At 69.9% G+C, this 21,294-nt stretch carries 21 protein-coding genes; 7 read left to right on the top strand and 14 right to left on the bottom strand.

Translation table 11 applies throughout. From position 1 onward, the window contains the following. Positions 1-28: 28 nt before the first annotated feature. Complete coding sequence (locus JIG36_RS44360; RefSeq protein ID WP_438870802.1) at positions 29-1,060, top strand: 4-hydroxy-3-methylbut-2-enyl diphosphate reductase; 1,032 nt, start codon at positions 29-31, stop codon at positions 1,058-1,060. Positions 1,061-1,120: 60 nt separating this feature from the next. Here JIG36_RS44360 and rmuC read toward each other — a convergent pair whose 3' ends face one another. After that, a complete protein-coding gene (gene rmuC, locus JIG36_RS44355) occupies positions 1,121-2,272 on the bottom strand; it encodes a DNA recombination protein RmuC (RefSeq protein ID WP_203382911.1) in 1,152 nt (383 codons plus the stop codon). A 54-nt stretch (positions 2,273-2,326) separates the two neighbouring features. On the opposite strand from rmuC, the gene JIG36_RS44350 reads away from it, so the two are divergent. Then, positions 2,327-3,079: a hypothetical protein gene (locus JIG36_RS44350; RefSeq protein ID WP_203382910.1), complete on the top strand. Its 753-nt coding sequence runs from the start codon at positions 2,327-2,329 to the stop codon at positions 3,077-3,079. Between the two features lie 263 nt (positions 3,080-3,342). Here the strand turns inward: JIG36_RS44350 and JIG36_RS44345 are convergent, their stop codons facing one another. The 4 genes from JIG36_RS44345 to JIG36_RS44330 all read right to left on the bottom strand — a co-directional run bounded on the left by JIG36_RS44345 (position 3,343) and on the right by JIG36_RS44330 (position 8,753). Further along, positions 3,343-3,924 carry a hypothetical protein gene (locus tag JIG36_RS44345; RefSeq protein WP_203382909.1) on the bottom strand — a complete coding sequence of 194 codons (582 nt, stop codon included), beginning with the start codon at positions 3,922-3,924 and terminating at the stop codon, positions 3,343-3,345. 252 nt (positions 3,925-4,176) lie between these two features. Continuing rightward, the gene (gene valS, locus JIG36_RS44340; RefSeq protein WP_203382908.1) at positions 4,177-6,714 is read right to left on the bottom strand and encodes a valine--tRNA ligase; all 2,538 of its coding nucleotides are present in this window, start codon (positions 6,712-6,714) and stop codon (positions 4,177-4,179) included. A 40-nt stretch (positions 6,715-6,754) separates the two neighbouring features. After that, positions 6,755-7,255, bottom strand: a complete 501-nt coding sequence (locus JIG36_RS44335; protein WP_203382907.1) for a methylated-DNA--[protein]-cysteine S-methyltransferase — start codon at positions 7,253-7,255, stop codon at positions 6,755-6,757. A 79-nt stretch (positions 7,256-7,334) separates the two neighbouring features. After that, positions 7,335-8,753, bottom strand: a complete 1,419-nt coding sequence (locus JIG36_RS44330; RefSeq protein WP_203382906.1) for a DNA-3-methyladenine glycosylase 2 family protein — start codon at positions 8,751-8,753, stop codon at positions 7,335-7,337. 101 nt (positions 8,754-8,854) lie between these two features. On the opposite strand from JIG36_RS44330, the gene ychF reads away from it, so the two are divergent. Further along, complete coding sequence (gene ychF, locus JIG36_RS44325) at positions 8,855-9,940, top strand: redox-regulated ATPase YchF (RefSeq protein WP_203382905.1); 1,086 nt, start codon at positions 8,855-8,857, stop codon at positions 9,938-9,940. Positions 9,941-10,245: 305 nt separating this feature from the next. Here ychF and JIG36_RS44320 read toward each other — a convergent pair whose 3' ends face one another. The 4 genes from JIG36_RS44320 to JIG36_RS44305 are packed head-to-tail and all read right to left on the bottom strand — an operon-like array spanning position 10,246 to position 13,871. After that, on the bottom strand, positions 10,246-10,761 hold the full coding sequence (locus JIG36_RS44320) for a Uma2 family endonuclease (RefSeq protein WP_203382904.1): 516 nt from the start codon (positions 10,759-10,761) through the stop codon (positions 10,246-10,248). Positions 10,762-10,768: 7 nt separating this feature from the next. Continuing rightward, a complete protein-coding gene (locus JIG36_RS44315; protein ID WP_203382903.1) occupies positions 10,769-11,857 on the bottom strand; it encodes an alcohol dehydrogenase catalytic domain-containing protein in 1,089 nt (362 codons plus the stop codon). Next, positions 11,854-13,245 carry an aldehyde dehydrogenase family protein gene (locus JIG36_RS44310; RefSeq protein WP_203382902.1) on the bottom strand — a complete coding sequence of 464 codons (1,392 nt, stop codon included), beginning with the start codon at positions 13,243-13,245 and terminating at the stop codon, positions 11,854-11,856. Before JIG36_RS44310 ends, JIG36_RS44315 begins: the two co-directional genes overlap by 4 nt. Next, entirely contained in the window at positions 13,245-13,871 is a 627-nt protein-coding gene (locus JIG36_RS44305) for a TetR/AcrR family transcriptional regulator C-terminal domain-containing protein (protein ID WP_203382901.1), read from the bottom strand. Before JIG36_RS44305 ends, JIG36_RS44310 begins: the two co-directional genes overlap by 1 nt. A 63-nt stretch (positions 13,872-13,934) precedes the next feature. Here JIG36_RS44305 and JIG36_RS44300 point away from each other — a divergent pair, with 63 nt between their 5' ends. Then, positions 13,935-15,107 (top strand): acyl-CoA dehydrogenase family protein, encoded by a 1,173-nt coding sequence (locus JIG36_RS44300; RefSeq protein ID WP_203382900.1) that lies wholly within the window; start codon positions 13,935-13,937, stop codon positions 15,105-15,107. Positions 15,108-15,171: 64 nt separating this feature from the next. Further along, positions 15,172-16,710 (top strand): long-chain-fatty-acid--CoA ligase, encoded by a 1,539-nt coding sequence (locus JIG36_RS44295; protein ID WP_203382899.1) that lies wholly within the window; start codon positions 15,172-15,174, stop codon positions 16,708-16,710. Here JIG36_RS44295 and JIG36_RS44290 read toward each other — a convergent pair. After that, the gene (locus JIG36_RS44290) at positions 16,690-17,112 is read right to left on the bottom strand and encodes a (deoxy)nucleoside triphosphate pyrophosphohydrolase (RefSeq protein WP_203382898.1); all 423 of its coding nucleotides are present in this window, start codon (positions 17,110-17,112) and stop codon (positions 16,690-16,692) included. The two genes, JIG36_RS44295 and JIG36_RS44290, sit on opposite strands and share 21 nt — an antisense overlap. A 183-nt stretch (positions 17,113-17,295) precedes the next feature. Between JIG36_RS44290 and JIG36_RS44285 the strand changes: the two genes are divergently transcribed. Together JIG36_RS44285 and JIG36_RS44280 are read left to right on the top strand one after the other, a co-directional pair. Further along, entirely contained in the window at positions 17,296-17,613 is a 318-nt protein-coding gene (locus JIG36_RS44285) for a 4a-hydroxytetrahydrobiopterin dehydratase (RefSeq protein WP_203382897.1), read from the top strand. Positions 17,614-17,629: 16 nt separating this feature from the next. Further along, a complete protein-coding gene (locus JIG36_RS44280) occupies positions 17,630-17,992 on the top strand; it encodes a PH domain-containing protein (RefSeq protein WP_203382896.1) in 363 nt (120 codons plus the stop codon). On the opposite strand, the gene JIG36_RS44275 is transcribed toward JIG36_RS44280, so the two are convergent. From JIG36_RS44275 to JIG36_RS44260, 4 genes are all read right to left on the bottom strand, one after another. Then, positions 17,980-18,720 carry a Type 1 glutamine amidotransferase-like domain-containing protein gene (locus tag JIG36_RS44275; RefSeq protein WP_203382895.1) on the bottom strand — a complete coding sequence of 247 codons (741 nt, stop codon included), beginning with the start codon at positions 18,718-18,720 and terminating at the stop codon, positions 17,980-17,982. The genes JIG36_RS44280 and JIG36_RS44275 overlap by 13 nt on opposite strands. Beyond that, a complete protein-coding gene (locus tag JIG36_RS44270; RefSeq protein WP_307873157.1) occupies positions 18,717-19,508 on the bottom strand; it encodes a nucleotidyltransferase domain-containing protein in 792 nt (263 codons plus the stop codon). Before JIG36_RS44270 ends, JIG36_RS44275 begins: the two co-directional genes overlap by 4 nt. A 133-nt stretch (positions 19,509-19,641) precedes the next feature. Beyond that, positions 19,642-20,370, bottom strand: a complete 729-nt coding sequence (locus tag JIG36_RS44265) for a class I SAM-dependent methyltransferase (protein WP_203382894.1) — start codon at positions 20,368-20,370, stop codon at positions 19,642-19,644. Continuing rightward, positions 20,367-21,275 carry a G5 domain-containing protein gene (locus JIG36_RS44260; RefSeq protein ID WP_203382893.1) on the bottom strand — a complete coding sequence of 303 codons (909 nt, stop codon included), beginning with the start codon at positions 21,273-21,275 and terminating at the stop codon, positions 20,367-20,369. The genes JIG36_RS44265 and JIG36_RS44260 overlap by 4 nt, the downstream gene beginning before the upstream one ends. Positions 21,276-21,294 lie beyond the last annotated feature (19 nt).

Genomic DNA, 21,294 nt, shown 5'->3' with positions numbered 1-21,294 from the left:
CGAGGAGTATCCCGCCCCTGTGGCGCTGATCGCAGCCCGGTGTGCGTTCGGGAGATCCACGTACCATGGCCGGGTGAGCGAACCGAGGAAGCGTGTGTTGCTGGCCAAGCCGCGCGGTTACTGCGCGGGCGTCGACCGTGCCGTGCAGACCGTCGAGGAAGCGCTGAAGCTCTACGGCGCCCCGGTCTATGTGCGCAAGCAGATCGTGCACAACAAACACGTGGTCAACACGCTGGAAGGCCTCGGCGCGATCTTCGTGGAAGAGAACGAAGAGGTCCCCGAGGGCTCGACCGTGGTCTTCTCGGCCCACGGCGTCGCCCCCGAGGTGCACGAGCAGGCCAAGGAACGCAACCTCAAGGCGATCGACGCCACCTGCCCGCTGGTGACGAAGGTGCACCACGAGGCCAAGCGCTTCGCCAAGGACGACTACGACATCCTGCTCATCGGCCACGAGGGTCACGAAGAGGTCATCGGCACCTCCGGCGAGGCCCCCGCGCACATCCAGCTCGTCGACGGCCCCGACGCGGTCGACCAGGTCGTCGTGCGCGACCCGTCCAAGGTTGTCTGGCTGTCGCAGACCACGCTCTCGGTCGACGAGACGATGGAGACGGTGGCCCGGCTCAAGACCCGCCTGCCGCTGCTGCAGTCGCCTCCGAGCGACGACATCTGCTACGCCACGTCGAACCGTCAGCACGTGGTCAAAGAGATCGCGCCCGAGTGCGACGTCGTGATCGTCGTCGGCTCGACCAATTCCTCCAATTCCGTACGGCTGGTCGAGGTCGCGCTCAGCGCCGGCGCCCGCGCCGGTCACCTGGTCGACTACGCCTCCGAGATCCAGGAGGAGTGGTTGGAGGGCGCCACCACGGTCGGCGTCTCGTCCGGGGCCAGCGTCCCCGACGACCTGGTCATGGAGGTGCTGGCGTTCCTGGCCGAGCGCGGCTTCGGCGAGGTCACCGAGTTCACGACGGCCGAGGAGCGCCTCACCTTCTCGCTGCCGCAGGAGCTGCGCCGAGACATGAAGGCTCAGCTTTCTGGCTCCGCTTCGCTCCGCAAGCAATAGCCCGCTCATCGACGGGGCTATTGCGGTTCGGCCGTTAGCGGGGTTCGGGGCGCCTACGTGTCATTTTGAACCGCTTGGGTCCAGCAGTTCTGGCGCTTGGGGTTGCCTGGGGGCCACCTCAAGTTGAGTTGGTGTGGGGATGTCGTCGTCGGAGACGCCCATCTCGGCCAGCTTGCGCGCGCTGACCAGCACGCGCGATTCCAAAGAGCCGACCGCCCGGTTGTACGCCGTGACGGCCCCGCCCAGGGAAGCGCCGAGCTTGCCCACGTGGTCGCCGAGCGTGGCCAGCCGGGCGTAAAGCTCGCGGGCCAGGCTGTGCACCTCGACCGCGTTGCGGGCCAGCTCCTCCTGACGCCACGAGAAGGCCACGGTTCGCAGCATCGCGATCAGCGTGGCCGGGGTGGCCAGCACGACGTTGCGGCGGAACGAGTGCTCCATCACGGTCGGGTCGTGGCGCAGCGCCGCGTCGAGGAACGGGTCGGCCGGCAGGAACAGCACCACGAAGTCGGGCGCCGAGTCGAACGCGGTCCAGTACTCCTTGGCCGCCAGCGAGTCGACGTGTGCGCGCAGGTGGCGGGCGTGCTGGTCGAGGAAGCCGTCGCGGGTGCGTTCGTCACGGGCCTCCAGCGCCGACAGGTAGGCCTCCAGGGGCGCCTTGGCGTCGACGACCACGCTGCGGCCGCCGTGCAACCGGACCACCAGATCGGGGCGTACGCCGGAATTGTCGGTTGCCGCCGTGACCTGCTCAGCAAAGTCACAGTGTTCCAGCAGGCCGGCCGCCTCCACGATGCGCCGGAGCTGGTGCTCACCCCAGCGACCGCGCACCTGGGGCGTCCGCAGGGCCGACACAAGCTGCTTGGTCTCGGTACGCAACTCGCCCGAGACCGTGCTCATGGTGCGGACCTGCTCGCGTAGTTCGGCGTAGGCGTCGACGCGCTCCCGCTCCAGCTCAGCGACCCTTTCTTCGTACCGCCGCAGGGTTTCGTGCAACGGCGCGACGGCTCGGGCGACCGCTTCCTGGGACTGCGCAGTGGCCTCGTAGGTCAGTCCGCGTAACGACTGCTCGAGCCTCTCCTCGCCGTCGGCGCGGGCCTGCACGGTGGCTTCGAGCCGAGCTATGTCGGCCGCCGCCCGCAGCCGGGCGGCGAGCCAGCCGAGGGCGCCACCGGTGGCCAAGCAGACAAGCACTACGACGAGCGTCGAAACAGTCACATTACGGAGCCTGCCAGACCGTGGGCGCGGGAAATGCGCAGGTACCGTTGGAACATGAGCGTGTTGCTGATTCTTGGCATCGTCATTGTCGTCCTCCTCGTGGTTCTCCTGGTCCGTCGCAACGGCGCCGCGTCGCAGCAGACCCGGCTGGAAGACGCGCGCGCCGAGGCCCAGCGGTGGTACGAGCGTCTCGGCGGTCAGCTGATGACCCTGCAGGCGGAAGACGCGGCCGGCCGTCAGGCGCTGTCCGACGCCGGTGAGCGTTACAACGCCGCCGGCGGCCAGTTGCAGCAGGCCAACACCGTGAAGCAGTTCGAGCTGGCCCGGGAATCGGCGCTCGAGGGCCTGCAATATGTGCGGGCGGCGCGGCTCGCCATGGGCCTCGACGCCGGCCCCGACCTGCCGGCGCTCGCCGCGGCTCAGGGCGCGGGCCAGTTGACCAAGGAGCGCGAGGTCAACGTGCAGGGCCACCACTACAAGGCCGGCCCGCAGCCGGGCGCCGACACGCCTTACTACTACCCCGGCGGCCGCGTGCAGGGCCGTCCGGTGCCCGCAGGGTGGTATTCGACTCCGGTCTGGAAGACCGCGCTCGGCGCCGGCGCCGGTGTGCTCGGCGGCATGCTGATCTTCGACGCGCTGCTCTCGCCCGGCTTCGGTGACATGGGCTACGGCGACGGCTTCTCCGACGGCTATTCCGAGGCCGCGCAAGACTTCGGCGGCGACGGCAGCGACATGGGCGGCGGCGACATGGGCGACATGGGCGGCAGCGACTTCGGTGGCGATTTCGGCGGCGACTTCGACTTCTGACGCGCCGCCGGCCGCTGACTCGGCCCTCTTCCCGGATGCGGCCTGAGCCCTCCGATACGGCCTTGGTCCTGCGCCGACGGCCTTGGTCGTGCGTTGACGGCCTTGGTCGTGCGTTGACGGCCTTGGTCGTGCGTTGACGGCCTTGGTCGTGCGTTGACGGCCTTGGTCGTGCGTTGACGGCCTTGGTCTTGCGTTGACGGCCTTGGTCCTGCGCCGCGGCCGAGCCGTCTGATGCGGCGCCGGGTCGTGGCTCGGCGTGGCGGTCAGTTCGTGTCGGCTGCGAGGTCGTCCGCGGTGGGGTCGTCGGCCGGGAGATATCTGGCCAGCTCGCGGCGCAGGCGTCGCGGGCTCGGCCACACCTCGCTGAGGTCGGCCGTGAACGACTGCCCGTCCGGCGTCTCGGCCAGCGCCGGCGGCCCGGCCTCCTCGCCCTGCACCGGATGCACCCGGTCCATGTCGACCGGGGTCACCTCGAGCAGGTTCCGGAAGCCCTCCCGCCGCACGGTGACGTGCCTGATGTCCGTCCAGGCGAGCAGGATCGGGTCGCTGTCCTGCGCGGCCAGTTCCAGGCCGCCCGATGAGACCCGGACCCAGGTCCGCAACGAGCCCCGGGTCGAATAGGCGTACGCGCCGGCCGCGAGCGCCGCCACCACGGCGGCCTGGGCCGCGGTCTGCCACCACCGGTTGCCGGCGCCGCCCTCACCCAGCAGCGCGACGACCGGTGACACCAGCGCGAACGACAGCATCAGCAACAGAAAGAGCGCCAAGAACGTCCGCACCGGCGACGACCGGAACAGCACGGCGTCGCGGGCGGGCGCCTCGACCTGCTCGGGCGCGATCGGCATGCCTTCATGCTGCCCTGCCGCGGGCCCCCGCTCCGGCGTTTCGCCAGAGCCGGGACCCGTGAGCAGAACTCAGCCGCAGAGCCCGTGATCGAAGCTCAGCCGCGGAGTCCGCAACCGAAGCTCGGCCGCGGGCCCGTGATCGAAGCTCGGCCGCGGAGCCCGTGACCGGAACTCAGCCGCGGGCGGTCGGGGCCTCCGCCCGAGCGGAGACCGGCGGCAGCGCCGGCCCCGTCGAGCGCGGCCCCGTCGTGGTCAGAAGGCGCAGGCGATCACGAGCTCGGGCGTGCGGCCGGGCAGCGTGTCGAGCTTCGCTATCCGCCCGGCCGACTTGAGGTCGCCCTCGACCAGCGCCAGCCGCTCGAGCAGCTCGGCCGGCCCCAGCGCCTCGGCCAGCGGCACGTCGGCCTTCATCGACAGCTTCCGGTCCGACTTGGCCCGCCGGACCTGCCGCAGTGCCTCCCCAGCCAGGTCGAGCAGGCCGGCGTCACCCTCACCGGCGACCCGGGTCAGCTCGTACGGCGTCGGCCAGGTCGCCTGGTGGACCGAGCCGTAGCGCCACCACGACCAGACCTCCTCGGTGACGTACGGCAGGAACGGCGCGAACAACCGCAACAGCACCGACAGCCCCGCCGCGAGCGCCGCCCGCGCCGAGTCGGCCGCCGGCCCCGAGGCGTACGCCCGTTCCTTGACCAGCTCGATGTAGTCGTCGCAGAACGTCCAGAAGAACGCCTCGGTCGCCTGCAGCGCGTCGGTCTGGTCGTACCGGTCGAACGCCTCGGTCGCCGTGGTGACCACCGCCGCCAGACGGGTCAGCATCGCCCGGTCGAGCGGCTCGGTCACCGGCTGCCGCAGCGCCTCGGCCGCGCCCAGCCCGAGCGCGAACTTCGACGCGTTGAGCAGCTTGGTCGCCAGCCGCCGCCCGACCTTGATCTGGGCCGGGTCGAAGGCCAGGTCGGCGCCGGGCCGCCCGTTGGCCGCCCAGTAGCGCACCGCGTCGGAGCCGTTCTGCTCGAGCAGGGCCACCGGCGTGACGACGTTGCCCTTGGACTTCGCCATCTTCTTGCGGTCGGGGTCGAGGATCCAGCCCGAGAGGACGGCCGACTTCCAGGGCAGGACGTCGTTCTCGAGGTCGGCCCGCAGGACGGTGGAGAACAACCAGGTGCGGATGATCTCGTGGGCCTGAGGCCGGTGGTCCATCGGGAAGACCCGGCGGAACAGGTCGTGATCGTCGTGCCAGCCGCCGACGATCTGCGGGGTCAGCGATGACGTGGCCCAGGTGTCCATGACGTCGGGGTCGGCCGTGAAGCCACCCGGGACGTCACGCTGGGACTCGTCGAAGCCGGGCGGACACTCCGAGGAGGGGTCAACCGGCAACGATGATTCGTCCGGTATGAGAAGGTTGTCGTAATCCGGCTCGCCAGCGTCGTCGAGCCGGTACCAGATCGGGATCGGCACGCCGAAGAAGCGCTGCCGGCTGACCAGCCAGTCGCCGGTCAGGCCGTTGACCCAGTGCTCGTAGCGGTGTCGCATGTGCTCGGGGAACCAGCGCAGCTCACGCCCGCGCTCGATCATCTTTTCGCGGATCCGCTCGTCGCGGCCGCCGTTGCGGAAGAACCACTGCCGGCTGGTGACGATCTCGAGCGGTGAGTCGCCCCGCTCGTAGAACTTGACCGGATGCGTGATCGGCTTCGGCTCGCCCAGCAGGTCACCGGTCTCGGTGAGGATCCGGACGATCTCGCGCCGGGCCGCGTTGACGGTCAGGCCCGCGAAGTCGCGGTAGGCCGCGTCGGAGACCCCCTCGGGGTGTTCGGGCAGGAAACGGCCGTCGCGCCCGATCACGACCCGCGTCTCCAGTCGCAGGTCGCGCCACCACGTGACGTCGGTGATGTCGCCGAACGTGCAGACCATCGCGATGCCGGTGCCCTTGTCCTTCGCGGCCATCGGATGGGCCAGGACGGGGACCTCGACGTCGAAATACGGCGTGCGGACCGTGGTCAGTCCCTCGTAGCGTTCGTCGCCCGGGTGGTGGACGAGCGCGACGCAGGCCGGCAGCAGCTCGGGCCGGGTCGTGTCGACCTCGACCGGGCCGTCGGGACCGTGGAAGCGCAGCCGGTGATAGGCGCCGGGCCGTTCCCGGTCTTCCAGTTCGGCCTGCGCGACCGCGGTGCGGAAACCGATGTCCCACAGCGTGGGGGCCTCGGCCGTGTATGCCTCGCCGCGCGCCAGGTTGTTGAGGAAGGCGCGCTGCGAGACGGCCTGCGACCGCCGCCCGATCGTCGTGTAGGTCATGGACCAGTCGACCGACAGCCCGAGCCGCCGCCACAGCGCCTCGAACGCCTTCTCGTCCTCGGTGGTCAGCCGCCCGCACAGCTCGACGAAGTTGCGCCGCGAGATCGCGACCGCCTGCTTCGGGGGAGTGGCCGGCGGCTCCCACGACGGGTCGTAGGGCAGCGCCGGGTCACAGCGGACGCCGTAGACGACCTGGACCCGCCGCTCGGTCGGCAGGCCGTTGTCGTCCCAGCCCATCGGATAGAAGACGGCCTTGCCCCGCATCCGCTGGAACCGGGCGACCGTGTCGGTGTGCGTGTAGGAGAAGACGTGGCCCATGTGCAGCTCGCCCGATACGGTCGGCGGAGGCGTGTCGATCGCGTATACGTCCGACCGCTCCTTCGAGCGGTCGAACTTATACGTGCCCTCCTCCTGCCAGGTGCGCGCCCACTTGTCCTCGAGGCCGTCGAGCGACGGCCGCTCGGGGAGACCGGCGCGCCCGGTCGTTCCCGTATCAGTCATGGCCTGAATGCTAGAGCGGCCCGCGGCATTCGACCTGTCATTAAGAAGCCGCCTCTTCGAAGTCGAGCAGAAGTCGCTTGACCGGCAGGCCCCAGCGGTAGCCGCCGAGAGACCCGTCGGTGCGCAGCACCCGGTGGCACGGCGTGATGAGCGCGACCGGGTTGCGCGCGCAGGCCGAGGCCGCACCCCGCACCGCGGCCGGGCGGCCGCTGAGCCGGGCGAACTCGGTGTAGGTCACCGGGGAGCCCGGTTTGATGTCGCGCATGACCTTCCACGCGTAGCGCATGAACTCGCCGCTGCTGTGCTGCTCGACCTCGACGGAGTCGAGCGCCGTGCGATCACCGTCGAAATAGGACCGGATGAGGCCGGCCGCCGGTCCCACGTCGTCGGCCGGTTCGGCCCGGCCGCTCAGGAGCGGATGGATGAGCGGGAGCAGATCGTTCACATCGGGTGTGAAACCGGCCGCGCGCACGGCGCCCACACGGTTCACGACCAGGGTGAACGGGCCGGCGGCGGTGTCGAGGGTGCGGTACTTCATCATGATGTCCTCCAGGGGGTCGGTCCACAGCTTGGCCCCTTCCGAGCCGCCACGGGAAAGATCTTGTGAGCCTGTGGATAACTCAGGACGCCCTCCACAGGCGGATGAGCGCGTAGGAGCGCCACGGTCGCCACCTCTCGGCGTACGCGGAAAGGACCTTGGGTGTGTCGGGCAGGCCGAGGGCCTTGGCGCCGCGGCGAACGGCCAGGTCGGTGGGGAGGAAGACGTCGGGATCGCCGATCGCGCGCATGGCGACGTAACCCGCGGTCCACGCGCCGATCCCCGGCAGCTCGGTCAGGCGCGCGACCGTCTCCTCACGGTCCGCGCCCGGATTCAGATCGATCTTGCCGTCGGCCACCGCGTCCGCCAGCGCCCGGACCGTCCCGCGCCGCGCCGCCGGCATGCCGAACGCGGTGTCCGGCAGAGCGGCGATCTCGGCCGCTGACGGGAATCCGACCAGCGTGTCCGGCTTCCGGAACGGACGGATCATGCGGCCCAGCGTCGTGCGGGCGCCGGACACGCTGACCTGCTGCCCGACGACCGCCCGCACGGCCATTTCGAAACCGTCGACCGAGCGGGGAACCCGTACGCCGGGCTCGATCTTGACCGCCTCGGCGAACGCGGGATCGGCACCCAGCGTCGCGTCGACGGCCTCGGGATCGGCGTCCAGATCGAAGAGCCGGCGGCAGCGGGCCACAGCCGGCGCGAGATCCCGCACGTCGCTGAGCCGCAGCGTCGCCGAGACCCAGCGGTCGGCCGGGGTGAGTGAGACGGTCGCGCTTCCGTGCGGCAAGGACAGACCGCGCCCGTACGTGTTTCCGGTGCGCTCCTCCACACCTGGGAGCGCTCGGATCTCGAGGAAATCGAGCAGTGACGCGACGTGCAACGGTGACCGGTAGGCGAGCCGGAGGTTGATCGTGCCCGCCTCGGCGTGCGTGATCCGGCGCGTCTCGCGCAACCGGCCGGGCGCCTGCGCGTACACCTCCTGAATCGTGTCGTTGAACTGCCGCACGCTGCCGAAACCGGCCGCGAAGGCGATCTCGGCCAGACCCAGGTCGGTCGTCTCGATGAGGATGCGGGCGGTCTGCGCGCGCTGCGCCCGGGCCAGTGCCAGCGGACCGGCGCCGAGCTCGGCGGTGAGCAGCCGGTTGAGGTGGCGTTCGGTGTAGCCGAGACGGCTCGCCAGGCCCGGCACGCCGTCGCGGTCGACCACGCCGTCGGAGATCAGCCGCATCGCCCGCCCGACCAGGTCGGCCCGCACGTCCCACTCGGGTGAACCGGGCGCGGCGTCGGGCCGGCAGCGCTTGCAGGCGCGGAACCCGGCCCGCTGGGCGGCGGCCGCGCTCGGGTAGAAGCGGACGTTCTCCCGCTTCGGGGTCATCGCCGGGCAGGACGGGCGGCAGTAGATGCCGGTGCTGGTCACCGCGGTGCAGAACCAGCCGTCGAAGCGCTGGTCCCGGCTGTCCACGGCGCGGTAACACCGTTCGAAGTCCAGTTCCATGCCCCTGAGTCTGCTCTCGCCGTACGGCCGTTGGCTGGCGGGATTCGGACATGAAGGTGCGTGGGGCCGTGGTCGCGGGGTGCTGCGTAGACTGGGCTTCCGTGAGCCTCACCATCGGAATCGTCGGCCTGCCGAACGTCGGCAAGAGCACCCTGTTCAACGCCCTGACCAAGAACGACGTGCTCGCCGCGAACTACCCGTTCGCGACGATCGAGCCCAACGTCGGCGTGGTCGGGCTGCCCGACGAGCGGCTCGGGCGGCTCGCCGAGCTGTTCAGCAGTGAGAAGATCCTGCCGGCGCCGGTGAGCTTCGTCGACATCGCCGGCCTGGTGCGTGGCGCGTCCAAGGGGCAGGGCCGCGGCAACGCGTTCCTCGCCAACATCCGCGACGCCACGGCCATCTGCCAGGTCGTCCGCGCGTTCTCCGACCCGAACGTGCTGCACGTCGACGGCAAGGTCTCGCCCGCCGACGACATCGAGACGATCAACACCGAGCTCATCCTGGCCGACCTGCAGACGGTGGAGAAGGCGCTGCCCCGCCTGCAGAAGGAGGCCAAGCTCAAGAAGGACCGGGCGCCGATCGTGGCCGCCGCCGAGGGCGCGTTCAAGGTCCTCAACGACGGCGTGACCCTGCACAAGGGCGCGGCCGCCGCGGGCGTCGAGGTCGAGCTGCTGGGCGAACTCCACCTGCTCACCACGAAGCCGTTCATCTACGTCTTCAACGTCGACGAGGACGAGCTGAACAACACGGCGTTCCTCGACGAGATGCGCGCCCTGGTCGCCCCGGCCGAGGCCGTGTTCATGGACGCGAAGATCGAGTCCGAGCTGATCGACCTGCCGCCGGACGAGGCGCAGGAGCTGCTGGAGTCCACCGGCCAGACCGAGCCCGGCCTCGACCAGCTGATCCGGGTCGGCTTCAACACGCTGGGCCTGCAGACCTACCTGACGGCCGGCCCGAAGGAGGCCCGCGCCTGGGTGATCCCGGTCGGCGCCACCGCCCCCGAGGCCGCGGGCGTCATCCACAGCGACTTCCAGCGCGGTTTCATCAAGGCCGAGATCGTCAGCTTCGACGACCTGATGGCCGCCGGTTCCATGTCCGCCGCCAAGGCCGCCGGCAAGGTCCGCATGGAGGGCAAGGACTACATCATGAAGGACGGCGACGTGGTGGAGTTCCGCTTCAACGTCTGACGGTTTCGACGTCTCCTGCGGAGTTCGGTGTGCCGGTCGATTCCGCAGGCCGTGGCGGTTTTCCTACTCGTTTGACAACCTGGGACGATGAGCGAAGCGGTGTACCGCATCGGCGAGGGACCGGCGACACGGGTGAGCCTGTCGCTGCCTGAAGGGACCGCTGAGGCGATCCGGGCGCGGGTCGGCAAGCGGGAGTTCTCCGCGTTCATTGCCGAAGCAGTTGAGCGGGAGCTGCGTGGCCAGGTGCTCGACGAGTATTTGGCCGACTATGAGAGCCGCAAAGGACCGGTCTCCGAGGAAGCTCGTCAGCGAGCGCGGCAGGTCTTCGACGAAGCGAACGGCTTCGATGTGCGTAGTTCTTCGCGGAAGATGCCGGTCGGCGCGTGCAGCCGGGTCGGCCCGTCGAGCTCGTAGGTGTGTATGACTGGCGCCCAGGTCTCGTTCTCGACGCGCCAGTAGTGCCGGATGCCGTCTTCGGCGTACTTGCGGAGCTTGACCGTCCGATCGCGGTGCGCTGACTCCGGCGACTCCACCTCGCCGACCAGAAGGACGGAATCGGGTGTGAAGAAGGTGCGGTCCCGCTCGCCGAGCGTGATCGTCATTTCCCGCTCGACGTCGATGCCCTGCGGGGTCTGTTTCGCCATCGTTGCCGCCAGCGCGGTGACGAGGCGGCTGTGCCAGACCTGCTGGGGGACGGCCCTGAAGACCAGCATCCCGTCGATCAGCTCGATGTGTGGCGGCGCGTCGGGGAGATGGTCGAGGTCGTCGGCATACCAGCCTTCGGCGCGGGGTGGCCGCATCCAGTCGGGGACCGTGGTCATGGCCGGCTCACAGGGCGACCACGGAGCGGGCGCCCTCGCCTCGGGTCATTCGGTCGAACGCGTCGGGCACCTCGGCCAAGCCGATGCGGTCGGTGATGAGGTGGTCCAGCTTCAGGCGGCCGGCCTGGACTTCTTCGGCCAGGCGGGGGATCTCTACGTCGAAGTCGGCCGAGCCGTAGACCGAGGAACGCAGGGTGCGGGCCGACGAGAAGATGTCGAGGGCCGAGAGCGACACCACGTCGTCGTTCGAGCCCATGCCGACGACCGTGACCTTGCCGCCGCGGCGGGTGGCCCGCCACGCCGCGCGGATGGTGGTGGCTCGGCCCACGCATTCGAAGGCGTGGTCGGCGCCGCGGCCCGACGTGCGGGAGCGGATCTCTTTGGAGAGGGCGTCGGACGAGACCACGAAGTCGGTGGCGCCGGCCGACTCGGCCAGGGCCTTCTTCGACTCGGAGACGTCGACCGCGATCACCGCGGCGGCGCCGGCCGCGCGGGCCGCGGCCACCACCGAGAGGCCGACGCCGCCCAGACCGATCACCACGACCGACTCGCCGGGGCGGACCTGGGCGGTGTTGCGGACGGCGCCCGCGCCGGTGAGGACGCCGCAGCTCAGCAGGGCGGCCAGCTCCAGCGGGAGCGACGACGGCACCCGGATCACGGCGTTTTCGGGGGCTACCACCTGCTCGGCGAAGGCACCCAGACCCAGGGCGACATGCACGGGCCCGCCGTCGAGCGTCACGCCGTTCTCCAAGGAGGCGACGCCGGAGGACGTGGAGCACAGCCACGGCTCGCCCTGGTCGCAGAACCAGCAGCTGCGGCACGCGGGCTGCCAGTTGAGCACCACGTGGTCGCCGACCGCGGCCCGGGTCACGTGGTCGCCGATCTCGACCACCTCGCCCGCCGCCTCGTGGCCCAGCACCAGCGGGTACGACGGTTTGATGGTTCCGTTCACCATGGACAGGTCGGAGTGGCAGACACCGGCCGCGCGCACCCGGACCCGCACCTGGCCGGGCCCGACCTCGGGCATGTGCAGCTCGGCGACGTCGGGCCGGGTGCCGCCGGAGCGCAGCACCAGGCCGTTGAAATATGCGGTCATCGCTGGATCGCCTTCACCTGCTGGAACTCGGCGAGACCGTGCACGCCCAGCTCGCGTCCGACACCTGATTGTTTGTATCCGCCGAAGGGCGCCCGCGGATTGAAGGCGCCGCCGTTGATGTCGACCTGACCCGTCCGCATCCGGGCGGCCACCGCCAGCGCGCGCTCTTCGGAACCCCAGACGCCGCCGGCCAGGCCGTATTTCGAGTTGTTGGCGATGGCCACGGCCTCGTCGTCCGACGAGAACGGGATGATCGACAACACCGGGCCGAAGATCTCTTCCTGGGCCAGTTCGCTGTCGGGGTCGACATCGGCGAAGACGGTCGGCGCGACGAAGTATCCCTTTTGCGGCACGGGAGAATCGCCCGCCACCATACGGGCGGAGGCTCGCGCGACGAAACCGAGTACGCGGTCGCGCTGAGCGGCCGATACCAGCGGACCGAGCCGCGTCGACTCGTCGAAGGGATCGCCCACGGTGTAACCACCGGCGGTCTTGGCGGCCAGCGACACGGCCTCGTCGTAGACGCTCTCGTGCACCAGCATCCGGGTCCACGCCGTGCAGGTCTGACCCGAGTTGAGGTAGGCGTTGCCGACCCCCACCTTCACCGCGCGCGTCACATCGGCGTCGGCGAGGATCACGTTGGCCGACTTGCCGCCCAGCTCGAGCGCGACCTTGGCGATCCGGTCGGCGGCGGCGTGGGTGATCGCGCGGCCGGTCGCGGTCGAGCCGGTGAACGACACCATATCGACGTCGGGGTGCCCGGCGATGGCCGCCCCGACGACCGGGCCGGTGCCGGTCACCACGTTGAGCACGCCCGGTGGCACGCCGGCCTCGGAAGCCGCGTCGACCAGCAGGAACGCCACCAGCGGGGTCAGCTCGCTCGGCTTGAGCACGACCGTGCACCCCGCCGCCAGCGCGGCTGCCACCTTGGCGACGACCTGGTGCAGCGGATAGTTCCACGGGGTGATCGCGCCGACCACACCGATGGGCTCGCGTACGACGGTCGAGTTGCCGATGGTCTCCGGCGGCGGAAGGACCAGGTCGGCGTACGACCGGAGGACCGTGAGCGGAAGGCCGGCCTGGACCGCTTTGGCGATCTTGAGAGGGGTGCCCAGTTCGAGGCCGACCACCCGGGCGATCTCGGCCGCGCGCGAGGCCAGGGCCGTGTGCAGCCGGTCGAGCACCTGGGCCCGGTCGGACGCGACGGACCAGGCGGGGAAGGCGGCCCGGGCGGCGGCGACGGCCCGATCGACATCGGCCGCCGTGCCCGCCGGCACGTGGGCCAGCACCTCTTCGGTCGCCGGGTTCTCGACCGCGATGGTCTCGGAGGAGGCCGGCGGGGTCCACTGCCCGTCGATGTAGAGGTGTGGCCGGTCGAGCGTTGTCATCAGCGGATCCCCATCTCGTAGCGGGCCGTCAGGCCGTTGATCAGCAGGTCCAGTCCGAGTTCGAAGGCGCCCTCGTCCACGGCTTCATGATGCTCCGCCAGACGGGGTGCGTGACCCAGGTGTGGATAACGTTCGTAGAGCTGTGGATCGGCGTCGAAGCCGAGCGCGAACGAGCCGAGCGCCGAGCCGGTGACGAGGTAGCGCATGAGCGCGCCGATGTGGGTGGCCCGCGCGTAGGACCACCCGGCGTCGACCAGGGCGCCGTACACGGCCTCGGCCATGGCCAGACCGCCCGGCCGGCGTCCGGGGCCCTGGGCGAGCACCGGCACGATGTTCGGGTGGGCGACGAGCACCGCGTGGTAGGAGCGGGCCCAGCGCCGCAGCGCCTCGTCCCACTCGTACGCCCCGAAGGCCGACACGTCGACCTGGGCGATCACCGCGTCGGCGACCGCGTCGACGATCGAGGCCTTGGTCGGGAAGTGGTTGTAGAGAGACGGCCCCTGCACGCCCAGCTCGGTGGCGAGGCGCCGGGTGGACAGCGCCTCCAGCCCTTCCGCGTCGACCAGCGCCGAGGCGGCGTCGATGATCCGCGAGGCGGTCAGCAGCGCCTGCCGTGGCCGAGCCATGCGCGAACCCCCGCGAAAAAGTGACACTGGACGTGTAAAAACTTACACCGCTAGTTTAACGGCATGGACTTCGAGCTCACCGACGAGGAACGCGCGATCCGCGACACCGCCCGCCAGTTCATCACCCGCGAGGTCATGCCGCTGGAACAGGAGGCGCTGCTGCGCGAGCGCCGCCATGAGCCCGGCCTGGACCGCAGCGAACTGCGCGAGCTGCAACTGAAGGCCAAGAAGTTCGGCTTCTGGGGTCTGTCCACTCCGGAGCAGTACGGCGGCATGGACCTGCCCGCCGTCCTGCAGTCGCTGATCTGGACCGAGGTCGGCCGCACCTTCGTGCAGTTCAAGTTCGGGGGCGAGGCCGACAACATCCTCTACTACGCCAATGCCGAGCAGAAGGCGGAGTTCCTGGTCCCGACGATCGAGGGCGACCGCGTCTCGTGCTTCGCGATCACCGAGCCCGGCGCCGGTTCGGACGCGGCCAACATCAAGCTCAGCGCCCGTCCGGACGGCGACGACTGGGTGCTCAACGGGGAGAAGACGTTCATCACGAACGGCAACGACGCCGACTTCGTCATCGTGGTCGCGGTGACCGACCGCGAGAAGGGTGTGCGCGGCGGCGGCACCACGGCGTTCCTGGTCGATCGCGAGATGGGCTGGCGTTCCGAGTTCATCCAGACCATGGGCGAGGGCGGGCCGGCGTCGCTCATCTTCGACGACGTACGGGTCCCGGCGCGCAACATCCTGGGCGAGATCGGTCAGGGCTTCGAGCTGGGTATGAAGTGGATCGGCAAGGGCCGCTATCTCATCCCGTCGAACGCGCTGGGCATCGCCGAGCGGGCCCTGGGCATGGCGGTGGACTATGCCAACACGCGCGAGACGTTCGGGCGGACGATCGGCGAGAACCAGGCCATCCAGTGGATGCTGGCCGACTCCGAGGTCGAGATCGAGGCCGCCCGATGGCTGATCCTGCGCGCCGCGTGGACCGTCGACCAGGGCTGGGACCCGCGGCACGCGTCGTCGATGGCCAAGCTCTACGGCGCCAACATGGTCAACAACGTGGTGGACCGGGTCATGCAGATCCACGGCGGGATGGGATACACCCGCGAGCTTCCGATCGAACGGTGGTACCGCCAGGTGCGACTTATGCGTATCTATGAAGGTACCGATGAGATGCAGCGCCTGATCATCTCCCGCGACCTGCTCCGCGGGTACACCAAGATCGGAGGTCACCTGGCATGACTGACTGCACCGGAGTCAGCGAAGCGTCCGTAGGGCCAGGAAGGCAAGCCCAAGGAGGCTCAGCATGACCCAGTTGTCGCTCGCCACCGTCCTGGCGGAGTCGGCCCGAAAATATCCCGACAAAATCGCCGTGATCGACAGCCTGACCACCGAGCGGATCACGTACAAAGATCTATGGCAACAGACCCTCGCATACGCGGGAAGTCTGCGGGAAAAAGGCGTGCAGCCGGGCGACGTCGTCGCCATCCAGATCCCCAACCTGGCCGACTTCCCCCGTGTCTATTACGCGGTGCTGGCGGCCGGCGCCACGATCGTCCCGATGCACCTGCTCCTCACCCCCGAGGAGAACGCGTACGTCCTGAAGGACAGCGGCGCCAAGCTGCTGGTGGCCCATTCGAGCCAGTTGGAGAACGCCGCCGCCGCGGCGGGAACGGCCGGCATCCCGGTGGTCTCGGTCGGTCCGGCGGTTCCGGGTGTGACCCGTCTCGAGGAGACCGGCGCCAAACCGCTGCGGACGTACGAGAGCCGCGAAGCCGAGGACGTGGCGGTCGTCTTCTATACGAGCGGCACCACCGGCAAACCCAAGGGCGCCCTGCTCACCCATCTCAACCTCGTGATGAACACGATGGTCAACGTCTTCGACATCCACGATCTGAACGACGACGACGTCGTCATGGGCTGCCTGCCGCTGTTCCACACCTTCGGCCAGACCGTGGGCATGAACGGCACGTTCCGGATGGGCGGGACGATCGTGCTGATGGCCCGGTTCACGGGCGAGGCCGCGATCCAGCTGATGGTCCGCGAGAACGTGACGATCTTCCACGGCGTCCCGACGATGTACATCGGGCTGCTGGAGGCGGCCGCGAAGGCCGACCGCCTGCCGGAGCTGCGGCTCTGCGTGTCGGGCGGCGCCTCGCTGCCGGTGGCGGTGCTCGAGAAGTTCGCGGAGACGTTCCACGCGACGATCTACGAGGGGTACGGCCTGTCCGAGACCTCGCCGACCGCGACCACCAACCAGCCCGCGTTCGGCGCGAAGCCGGGCACGGTCGGCCACCCGATCTGGGGTGTCGACGTCGAGATCGCCCGAGCCGAGGTCGACGAGCGGATCGAACTCCTCGACGACGGAGAGCTGGGCGAGATCGTGATCCGGGGGCACAACGTGTTCGCGGGCTATCTCAACAACCCCGGGGCGACGGCCGAGGCGGTCGTCGACGGCTGGTTCCGTACGGGAGACCTCGGCGTCAAGGACGAGAACGGCTTCATTTCGATCGTCGACCGCAAGAAGGATTTGGTGATCCGGGGCGGGTTCAACGTCTATCCCCGCGAGGTCGAGGAGGCGCTGGCCCGGCACCCGGCCGTGCAGCAGGTGGCGGTGATCGGCGTGCCCGACCCGGTGCACGGCGAGGAGATCTGCGCGGTGGTCGTGCCCGACCCGGGCGGCATCACGGCCGAGGAACTGATCGAGTGGTCGCGCGAGAAGCTCGGCAAGCACAAATACCCACGGCAGATCCGGTTCGCCGAGACGCTCCCGCTCGGGCCCAGCTTCAAGGTGCTCAAGCGGGAGTTGCGCAAGACGTACGGGTCAGGTCAGCAGGGCGGGTAGCTCGGCGACGATCGGCTTGTCCGCGGGCAGCCAGTGCACGCTGTCCAGCTCGTCCTTGGCGAGCCAGCGCATGGACGTGTGCTCCAGCGCCCGCGGCACGTCGCCCTCCAGCAGGTTCACGGCGAAGACGCGCAGGACGGCCCGGCCGTGCGCGAGCGGAACGTCGGGGCCGACGCGGTCGCCCACCTCGACGCGGACGCCCAGCTCTTCGGCGCACTCGCGGGCCAGCGCCTCTTGATCGGTTTCGCCCGGTTCGACCTTGCCGCCCGGAAACTCCCAGCGGCCCGCGACCTCGGCCGGCGCCGAGCGTTCGCAAGCAAGAACCCGACCATCGGTGATGATCACTGCAGCCACGATGACTCTGCGTGACTTAGCGTCCTTGACGTGCTGTTTCGGCGCCATGAGATCAAAGCTTCCCACAAAAGTTTACCGATCAGGTTGCCCGCGCTGTCCCGATCGTCACGCAAACACGGATATGTGGGCGTGGACATGCTTGCTGCGGAAGGCAAGACTATGGGCACCGACCATGACGACACGGCGACAGTTTGGCCACAAGCCGGCAACGACGCCTAGGGGGGTGCGGCGATGCGGGTCAGAAGACAGCGGGTCAAGACTTCCGACTACCTCAGCGACGCGCTGACGCTGCTGAGCGGCTGGGAGCGCGACGGAGTTCAGCTCAAGCGGGAGCTGGCATGCGACGACAGTCAGCATGCCGCATTGACGGAACGAATCAAGGTGGCGGCGGACACACTGCGCATACGCCCCTCGATCCGGCGAACCGACGGTCACACACAGATCTGTCTGGGTGACCGTGACGGCGACGCCCTCACCGACGGTGAGGTAACCCTCGCGGCGCGGATCGAGGACTTCTACCGGACGGTCACGGCTCCGCATAGCCCTTGATCGCTACCCTCGGGCCATGGGCGAAGTCATCTTTGACAACAAGGGCCAGCTCCAGCAGATCGAGAGCGGCCTGCTCGACGGCGAGCAGATCATTGCCGTGTACGACGCGGTCGGCGTCGGCACCGGGTTCATCGGTCTGACCAACCGGCGCGTGATCATCCAGGACAAGTCGTTCGTCGGCAAGCGTGTCGCGCTCACCAGCATCCCGTACTCGAAGGTGAGCAGCGTCAGCGTCGTCAGCAACAAGAGCTGGGCCGGTCAGTTCTTCTCCACCGGCATCATTGCGATCACCGTCGGCACCCACACGTACGAGGTCGAGTTCCGCGGCTCGGACAAGACCCACCACGTGCACAACGTGATCCTGCACTACGCCAGCTGAAGAACCCGGGTCGGCAGTGGGGTCTCGGTCACCGAGCCGTCCGCCGCGCGCGTCAGCGAGTAACCCAGCGGGCCGGGCCGGTCAGCCACCACCTCGGTCAGGGTGGTGCCGCGGTAGACCAGCCCGGCGCCGTCGTCGGTCGCGTAACCGTCCCCGAGCGTGCCGTCGGCGATCAGCTCGTGCATCTTGGGGCGGCGCTGCTCCTCGGCGTCGTAGTGCACGCCGTTCGAGTACGGCAGCCAGCCCAGCCCGTCGGTGAAGCCCCGCAGGTCGGGCCCGAAGCTGTCGGTGCTGCCGCCCTGATGCCAGCAGATCGACCCGGCCGAGACCCCGCCGAGCACCACACCCGCCTGCCACGCCTCGTGCAGGATCCGGTCGACGCCGTGCACCCGCCACACCGCGCACAGGTTGGCCACGCTGCCGCCGTGCACCCAGATGATGTCCTGGCCGAGCAGGTGGGCCCGGATGTCGTCGACGTTCGGCATCGGGAACAACTGCAGGTGGGAGGCGACGAACTCGGATCCGGCGAACGCCCGGTAGTGCGCGCCGATCGTCTCCTCCGGGTCGCCGCTGGCCTGGGTCAGCACGCAGATCCGCGGACGGTCGGTGGCGTTCGCGAGCTCGGCCGCGAACCGGTGGATCCGGCCGGGTCGCCAGTCGTTGTAACCGTGCCGGCCGATCTCGAAAAACGCGCTGGTGGCCAGGATCGTGGGTTGGTCGGCAGTCACCGGACCATCATCATGCATGCGTCGGCGGTGTCCAGAACGAGGTCGGCCGCGATGTCGATGGCCAGCCGCAACCGCAGCGGATCGCCCTCGAGCGCGGCGAACGCCTGGTCGACCCGCTCGTCGAAACGGGCCGGGGCGCCGGGCAGCTTGGCGGTCGCCGGCACCGCGCCCTTCTCGTTGATCAGCCACTGGCCGGCCGCGCCGTGCAGGGCGTGCGCGCACACGCCGACCAGCCGGAACAGGCAACCGGCGACGTACGCGGTGTCGACCCGGGCGACGCCCTTGCGCGCGTTCGCGACCAGGAAGTCGGCCTCCCACAGTCCGGCCACCAAGGCCTGCGACAGCGCCGGGGGATAGGCGCGCAGGCGTTCCCGCAGCCGGGTCAGCTCACCGGCCGGGTCGCTCAGAACCTTGCAGAGAGCCAGTTCCCCCGCGTACGCATGATCGGCGAACCCGAGCGGGTGGCCCGCCTGCTCGTGAAAGGCGTAACGGCCCTGCTCGACGTCGGCGACCACCCCGCGTACGCGGTCGAGGTCGCGATAGATGAAGTCGACCGCACCCCCGTCGACCTCGAGCCACCCGCCCCCGTCGACCCACGGACCCCACCCGCCCGGACCCGTGACCTGCGCCGACTCACCCGCGAAGGCGCGCGCGACCCGGCCCAGGTGGTCGATGTCGAGCGGCTGGCGGTAGTAGAGGCCCAGATCGGTGTCGGACTCGGTGGTGTGCGTGCCGCGGGCCCGGCTGCCGCCCAGCACGACGGCGACGATGCCGGGCACCCGGGCCACCTCGGAAGCGATCTCGGCCCGGCGAGCGTCGGAGAGCGTTCATCGGACGGCCGCGATCTCGGCCGGGCGGCGGGTGGAGGACAGCGTCATCGGACGGCCGTGATCTCGGCCGGGCGGTGGGTGGAGGACAGCGTCATCGGACGGCCTCGATCAGCACCCGCGTGGCGTGCGAGACGAACATGCCCTTCACGGTGATCTCTTCGTGCACGGCGCGCAACTGGTCCCGGTACTTCCCGATCGTGAAGCCGGGCACCGTCCAGACCACCTTGCGCAGGAAGTGCGCGACCGCGGCGACGTCGTAGAACTCGGCCCGCAGCCGTACGGCCTCCAACCGCCTCACGCGCAGCCCGGCGCCCTCGGCCGCGGCCCGGATCTGCTCCGGATGTTGCCGCTCGGGCGGCGGCAGCGGGCCCATCATCGCCTCGGACAGCTCACGGTTGCTGCCGGCGCCGATCTGCTGGGACAGGAAGGTGCCGCCCTCGGCCAGGACGCGGGCGGTGCCGGCCCAGTCGGTGCCGACCGGATGACGGCTGACCACCAGATCGAAGCTGCCGTCGCGGAACGGCAACCCGTCGGTGGCGACCACGTGCGGCACGGTCGCCTTCGCCGCGGCCGGCATCCAGGCCTCGGTGGCGACGACCATGCCTGTGGGGTGCGCTTTCCTGATCGCGTACGAGAAAACCTCGCCCCCGCCGGTCTGCACGTCGAGAGCTCGTCGCGCGGGGCCGAGCCGTTCCGCTACCAGGTCGGCGTATCCCCACCCGGGCCGTTGCTCGGTGGCCCGGCCCTCGAACCACGCGAAGTCCCAGCCCTCGAGCGGGACCGCCGCGGCCTCGTCGAGCAGGGCGTCGAAGTCGTTCACCCGCGTGAGTCTGCGTCCGGCGGTTCGAGCTCGCAATGCATTTGCGGCAGCTCACCCAGAGCGTCGCCGTTGAGCAGTTCGATGTCGTCGTCGAGCACGGTGACCGAGCCGCCGAGCGCGATGGCGTTCTCCGGCTCGGGGCACTGGGCTTTCCGGCCGAGCGGCACGCACAGTTTCTCGCAGCCGCCGCCACGGTACAGACCGTGCCGCGAGCCGAACGCGATCACGCGGTGCTGCGGCTGCCGGGTGACCGTGATGTCCATCAGCTGGCGGTCGGTCTCCTGGCCGTCGGTCATCGTCACCAGGTAGCGCAGGGTCTCCTCGCCGGGCACGCCCGCGGCCTGCACCTTCTTGGCGCCGCGGGGCAGGGACGGATCCCGTACGAACCGGGTCTGGAACGGCACCTCGCGCTTCTCGTACTCGGTGCGGGTGCTCACCTGTGGCTGCGCCGGGGTGTCCGCGGCCGATGCGGCGGCGGGTGGCGCGGCCGGTCCGGCCGGTGCGGCGGCCTTGGGTCCCTGAGGCCTTTGAGCTGCCGGGGGCCTCTGAACTCCCGGGGGGACCGGAGGGGCCTGCGCGGCCGGCAGCTGTTGGTGTCGAGGCGCGCGGGGGCCGGTGCGGTCAGCCTTGTCGGAGATGCGCGGCAGGGTACCGGCGCGTTCCGCGGCCACCTGGGGCGACTCGATCTCGTGGGCGGAAGGTGCGGCCGGGGCTGTGGCCTGAGTCCCGGCGCCGGTCTCGGCGGCCTGTCCGACCGCCGTCACGATCCGCGGCGCGTCGGATCCGCCCCTGGTCAGCGCGGCGATGCCGGCCACCCCGCCGCCGATCGCGATGAGCAGGGCGCTGGTGCCGGCCGTCATCCGTACGCCGAACGGCAGCCGGGCCCACCAAGACTTTCGTGGCATTTCGAGCAATTGCTGAAGA

It is taken from the genome of Paractinoplanes ovalisporus (assembly GCF_016834655.1).
Classification (GTDB): domain Bacteria; phylum Actinomycetota; class Actinomycetes; order Mycobacteriales; family Micromonosporaceae; genus Actinoplanes; species Actinoplanes ovalisporus.
This window is presented reverse-complemented; position numbering and strand designations above follow the sequence as displayed.

Coding starts and splice junctions, on each gene's coding strand:
- JIG36_RS44320 (WP_203382904.1), bottom strand. CDS start 10,761: ATGACCACGGTCCCCGACTGGATGCGGCCACCCCGCGCCGAAGGCTGG.
- JIG36_RS44350 (WP_203382910.1), top strand. CDS start 2,327: ATGAGCGTGTTGCTGATTCTTGGCATCGTCATTGTCGTCCTCCTCGTG.
- valS (WP_203382908.1), bottom strand. CDS start 6,714: ATGACTGATACGGGAACGACCGGGCGCGCCGGTCTCCCCGAGCGGCCG.
- JIG36_RS44335 (WP_203382907.1), bottom strand. CDS start 7,255: ATGATGAAGTACCGCACCCTCGACACCGCCGCCGGCCCGTTCACCCTG.
- JIG36_RS44285 (WP_203382897.1), top strand. CDS start 17,296: ATGCGGGTCAGAAGACAGCGGGTCAAGACTTCCGACTACCTCAGCGAC.
- JIG36_RS44305 (WP_203382901.1), bottom strand. CDS start 13,871: ATGGCTCGGCCACGGCAGGCGCTGCTGACCGCCTCGCGGATCATCGAC.
- JIG36_RS44330 (WP_203382906.1), bottom strand. CDS start 8,753: ATGGAACTGGACTTCGAACGGTGTTACCGCGCCGTGGACAGCCGGGAC.
- JIG36_RS44280 (WP_203382896.1), top strand. CDS start 17,630: ATGGGCGAAGTCATCTTTGACAACAAGGGCCAGCTCCAGCAGATCGAG.
- JIG36_RS44315 (WP_203382903.1), bottom strand. CDS start 11,857: ATGACCGCATATTTCAACGGCCTGGTGCTGCGCTCCGGCGGCACCCGG.
- JIG36_RS44300 (WP_203382900.1), top strand. CDS start 13,935: ATGGACTTCGAGCTCACCGACGAGGAACGCGCGATCCGCGACACCGCC.
- JIG36_RS44345 (WP_203382909.1), bottom strand. CDS start 3,924: ATGCCGATCGCGCCCGAGCAGGTCGAGGCGCCCGCCCGCGACGCCGTG.
- JIG36_RS44290 (WP_203382898.1), bottom strand. CDS start 17,112: ATGGCGCCGAAACAGCACGTCAAGGACGCTAAGTCACGCAGAGTCATC.
- JIG36_RS44260 (WP_203382893.1), bottom strand. CDS start 21,275: ATGCCACGAAAGTCTTGGTGGGCCCGGCTGCCGTTCGGCGTACGGATG.
- JIG36_RS44310 (WP_203382902.1), bottom strand. CDS start 13,245: ATGACAACGCTCGACCGGCCACACCTCTACATCGACGGGCAGTGGACC.
- JIG36_RS44295 (WP_203382899.1), top strand. CDS start 15,172: ATGACCCAGTTGTCGCTCGCCACCGTCCTGGCGGAGTCGGCCCGAAAA.